At 53.9% G+C, this 4640-nt stretch carries 4 protein-coding genes and 2 pseudogenes; 3 read left to right on the forward strand and 3 right to left on the reverse strand.

The genetic code is table 11. From position 1 onward, the window contains the following. From ACIQ2T_RS11965 to ACIQ2T_RS11975, 3 genes and pseudogenes are all read right to left on the reverse strand, one after another. Nucleotides 1-373 (reverse strand): annotated as a pseudogene (locus tag ACIQ2T_RS11965) (glutamine synthetase); the annotation flags it as partial. Between the two features lie 120 nt (nucleotides 374-493). Continuing rightward, complete coding sequence (locus ACIQ2T_RS11970; RefSeq protein WP_306064494.1) at nucleotides 494-1207, reverse strand: TorF family putative porin; 714 nt, start codon at nucleotides 1205-1207, stop codon at nucleotides 494-496. Nucleotides 1208-1470: 263 nt separating this feature from the next. Then, nucleotides 1471-1941, reverse strand: coding sequence for an Lrp/AsnC family transcriptional regulator (locus ACIQ2T_RS11975; RefSeq protein WP_397591013.1), 471 nt, complete (start codon nucleotides 1939-1941; stop codon nucleotides 1471-1473). 131 nt (nucleotides 1942-2072) lie between these two features. Between ACIQ2T_RS11975 and ald the strand changes: the two genes are divergently transcribed. From ald to ACIQ2T_RS11990, 3 genes and pseudogenes are all read left to right on the forward strand, one after another. After that, a complete protein-coding gene (gene ald, locus ACIQ2T_RS11980) occupies nucleotides 2073-3200 on the forward strand; it encodes an alanine dehydrogenase (RefSeq protein ID WP_397591014.1) in 1128 nt (375 codons plus the stop codon). A 31-nt stretch (nucleotides 3201-3231) separates the two neighbouring features. Beyond that, the gene (locus ACIQ2T_RS11985; RefSeq protein WP_397591015.1) at nucleotides 3232-4248 is read left to right on the forward strand and encodes a LacI family DNA-binding transcriptional regulator; all 1017 of its coding nucleotides are present in this window, start codon (nucleotides 3232-3234) and stop codon (nucleotides 4246-4248) included. A 171-nt stretch (nucleotides 4249-4419) separates the two neighbouring features. Beyond that, nucleotides 4420-4640 (forward strand): annotated as a pseudogene (locus ACIQ2T_RS11990) (hypothetical protein); the annotation flags it as partial.

Below are 4640 nucleotides of genomic sequence, written 5' to 3' on the forward strand. Positions count from 1 at the left end.
ACATGTTCAATACTTTTTTCAATATTGTGCGCGGTGCGATTTCCACCTCGGTGCCATCGCCATGAAGAACATCGGCAATGACAAAGGCCGTGGGCGATTTGAAACCCGGGGCGACGCAAATCGTATCTGGGTCGGCAATCAGGATTTTGTCCGGGTCCTTGTCCCAAATGTCAGCAATATCCTCGGGGTAATGGCCATCAATGGTACAGATAAAAACACTACCCGGAATGCGCAGCGATTTGTCACGGACCGACGATAGGAATTTTTTGGCCGGTAAAACCTTGCCCCGCTGCACCCCGTTTATGTCAGGCACAATGCACTCAACCTCATCGATTTTGTGCTCAGCGATCCAATTCGCAAGATTGACGGACATTGTTTTTCACCAGTTTTTTGTAGGCCTGTTAAGCGCATGCCGGACTTGAAAGGTCAAGCCCGGCATGAGTCTTTACCAAATTGGGCCACATTTATGGGGCCTACAACGCTTAATCTTGGATCAGAAGCCGTAGCTTAGTGAAAACACTACGCCGGCTGCGCTGTCCTTAAACGCAAAGGTCGTCTTGCGGTTCGTGTCCACATAGGATGCACCAACGGTGAAGCCGGCGACAGCAGCGGTCAACCCAAGTGACCAATCCAGCTTCTCACCTTCACCGCTGAACGCGCCGTCTTCAAGACCAACAGATCCCACGATCGAAATCGGTGAATTTGGAATAGCAACGGCTGCGTTGGTGGCGACATAGATATTGTCGTTATTGCCCGTGTTATCTTGGCTTGGAACATAGCTTAGCTGAGCACCGACAGATGCGGGACCGACAGATGTACCAAGCTTTCCAGTGAACTCGACATAGTTGAAGCTTGATACGCCAGGATAGACATAATAGGTAGCACCGATATCATAGGTCACAGCATCCCCGCCGGCAAAGCCAACATACAGATCAACTTCGACATCATCACCCGCGTTTTCTGCCAGGTTGGAACCCCAAACACCCGCATAGAGACCCGATTCATGCTTGACAGTCAGGTAAGGCTGGAACGCGAAATCCTTATCTGAGAGCGAAACGCCACGGAAACGATAGTCGGAAACGATAGCGGCGCCGCCGGTTATGGTGATTGGGCCAGCGGCCTCTTCTTGCGCGAACGCAGGCACTGACATGGTCAGAGCGCTCATGGCGACGCTAATGCTTGCCAGTTTCAAAATGGAATTACGCATAATATTACCCCTTCTTAGGTACATTTGAACCGAAGCCGAAAGCCTACGCATCGCGCTGCCTCCGGCAGATACCGTTCTCATCCCGCTTAATCTGGTTGCCCGCGCAAATTTTATGTATTTTTAATTGCGCTTTATTGTGCAGATGCACACAAACATTAAAGTGCGATCCGGGCAAGCATTTTTGTGTCAACGTCATTCTGCTTTTCAAACCATGTGACAAAAGCGCCACAGTCCTGCCCAAGGCACGGGCCAGCTTCGCACATTTATGGATGAAACAAGCGCGGTGGAACGGTGCGGTTCACGATCTCTCGCAACGCAAAGGCAGTTTCAATGCGTGCGACCCGCGGCAAACGGGCAATTTCCTGCCGATGAATTATTTCATAATCTTCAATGGAAGCTGCGCGTACCACCAACAAATAGTCATTCCGTCCGCTCATCAGGTGGCACCGGATGGTAGATGGACTGTTCGCAACAGCGGATTCAAAAGCTGCCATTGCCTCTTCGCTTTGGCTATCGAGTGTGATCGTGACCATGACTGTCGCGGAAAGCCCCAGCTTGCGCAAATTCACGTCGGCGCGATAGCCACGCAATATGCCTTCGTCCTCCAAGGCTTTTTGACGACGCGCCGCGGCACTCGGTGATAGGCCTGCCGCTTCACCCAACTCCATCTGAGTCGCGCGGCCATTTGCCACTAAAGCGCCAATTAATTTACGGTCAACCCGATCAAGTTGCATATTATCTCTATTCTTCTTTAAAAATACGACGAATATATGCACCAATCTGATGAATAAGTCGAATCTTTGCGGAGTATCGACGGGCCGACAATGCTATTTTTGCGTTAGACATATTTTCAGGAGCAAAAATCATGCGTGTTGGCGTCCCTAGCGAAATCAAAGTTCATGAATATCGTGTTGGTCTTACCCCGGGCGCGGTCCGCGAATATGTCGCTCACGGTCATCAGGTCGTCGTGCAATCCGGCGCTGGCGCTGGTATTATGGCCAGCGATGATGCCTATCGGGCTGCCGGTGCCGAAATCGCCGCAACGGCGGCTGAAATTTTTGCTGGCTGTGACATGATCGTCAAGGTCAAGGAACCCCAGCCCAGCGAATGGGTTCAGCTTCGTCGCGGGCAATTGCTCTTCACCTATTTACATCTTGCACCCGACCCCGAACAGGCAAAGGGCCTGATCGCCAGTGGATGCACCGCCATTGCTTATGAGACCGTCACCGATGACCGAGGCACCCTGCCCTTGCTTGCTCCGATGAGCGAAGTTGCTGGCCGGCTCGCCATCGAAGCCGCTGGCCAAGCGATGCGCCGCAGCGAAGGGGGTGCAGGCATCCTTCTTGGCGGCGTCCCTGGTGTTCCGGCTGGGCGTGTAACCGTTCTTGGCGGGGGCGTGGTTGGTACACATGCGGCGCGTATGGCTGTTGGCTTGGGCGCTGAGGTCACCATCGTTGATCGCTCGATCCCGCGCCTGCGTCAACTTGACGAGATGTTCAACGGGCGGGTCCGCACGCGCTATTCCACGCTTGAAACGATTGAACATGAAGTCAGCATTGCAGACGCTGTCATTGGCGCTGTGCTTATTCCGGGCGCAAGCGCACCGCGCCTCGTGACCCGCGAAATGCTCAAGCACATGAAGCCGGGATCAGTGCTCGTTGATGTCGCCATTGACCAAGGTGGCTGTTTCGAGACATCGCGGCCAACCACTCATGCCGATCCTACCTATGTCGTCGACGGCATCATCCATTATTGCGTCGCAAACATGCCCGGCGCGGTGCCGCAGACCAGCGCGGCCGCGCTCAACAACGCGACCTTGCCTTATGGCCTTGCGTTGGCAAACCAGGGCGTCGCAGCACTTGAAAGCAGCACGGAAACCGGACGCGGGTTGCTTGCCGGATTGAACGTACATGAAGGAAAAGTGACCAGCCAAGCCGTTGCAGAAAGCCTCAATCTGGAATTTGTCGCACCCACAACCGCGCTCGCTGCGTGACTTGACCGCATGCCAGTGCTAACGGCGCTGCATGGTTAAAGAGGTTCGCATTACTGCGCATCAGATTGCGGCGATGCTTGGGGTGTCACAACCGACCGTATCGCGCGCCTTGCGCGGTGATAAGAAAGTCAGCGAAACCACGCGGGCGCGTATTGTCGCTCTGGCCAATGAGCTGAATTATTCCGTTGACCATAATGCCCTTCGCCTGCGCACACAGCAAACCAATTCCATCGCGCTCGTCATTTTGTGTCGGCGCGGCGAGAACAAAGCGAACATCAACCCGTTTTATCTGTCGCTGCTCGGTTGCATCGCGGCATCGGCATCTGAACGAGGTTATAATCTGATTATCTCTTTTCAAGACTCCCCCGATAACTTCTTTGCCAACTATACGGGCAGCCGGCAGGCCGATGGTCTCATCGTCATCGGCAGCGGGCAGAATGTCGAAGGCTGGCAGTTTTTTGGCGAATATGCGCGGCGCGAGACCCCAATGATCTGCTGGGGCGCAAGCAAAGAAGACCTTATTTCTGTTAAAAGCGACAATGTCCAAGGCGCGCGGCTGGCGATTGACCATTTGCTGCAAAGCGGTTGCAAGCAAATTGCATATATCGGCCCGACCAATAGCGAACAGCCGCAGTTTCAGGATCGGCTGACGACCTATATGGACGAAATGGCCAATAAGGCTATGCAGCCCATTTGTCCGCCCCTGCCCGAAAATGCCGTGCGGGAGGACCAAGGCTATGCCGCGGTCAAGGGCCTGATCCATGACAAAATCGCGTTCGATAGTTTGTTTTGTGCAAACGACTTTATCGCGCTGGGCGCCATGCGGGCGCTTGACGAGCATAGCATTGTCATTGGCAAGGATGTCCGCGTTATCGGCTTTGATGGCATCGCAACGGGCGCCTATGCGCAACCGCCGCTTACGACAATCGAGCAAGATTACGTCCAGGCCGGCGAAATGCTCGTGGAGGCGTTGATCGCGGTGTTCAACGGCGAAACGCCCAGCACCACCCCTGTTCCGGTAAAGTTACTTAGGCGCGGAACAGCCTAGGGTCTGCCTTTTTCTTGCGTGCGCCTCATTTGAGTGCGAAACTGCGACGCAAACCAAACCTCAAAACGAGATGCAACAGATAAGGCTGACGGGAACTTAGATGTCATGGCAGTGGGAAAATGGGATCATGGCGCACAATTATTCTAGCGGGATGTTAAAAGGGCTGCCCAGATGAGGACCCCAAATATTCTGCTGCCGGTATTTTTGTTGTGCGGGTGTGGTGGAGAGCAATCAAAGTCTGCACCGCCGGTTGTCATATCTCCAGCTCCTACTGCGGCCCCGACGCCAAGTCCTGCCCCTGCACCATTTGTTGCGCTCAAATTTGCGTATGAGGCACATCGCTTTTCAAACCGCGATGTGGTTCCAGAATACACATATGCAGGCGTGGTTTA

Source organism: Sphingorhabdus sp. (assembly GCF_044357595.1).
Taxonomy (GTDB): domain Bacteria; phylum Pseudomonadota; class Alphaproteobacteria; order Sphingomonadales; family Sphingomonadaceae; genus Sphingorhabdus_B.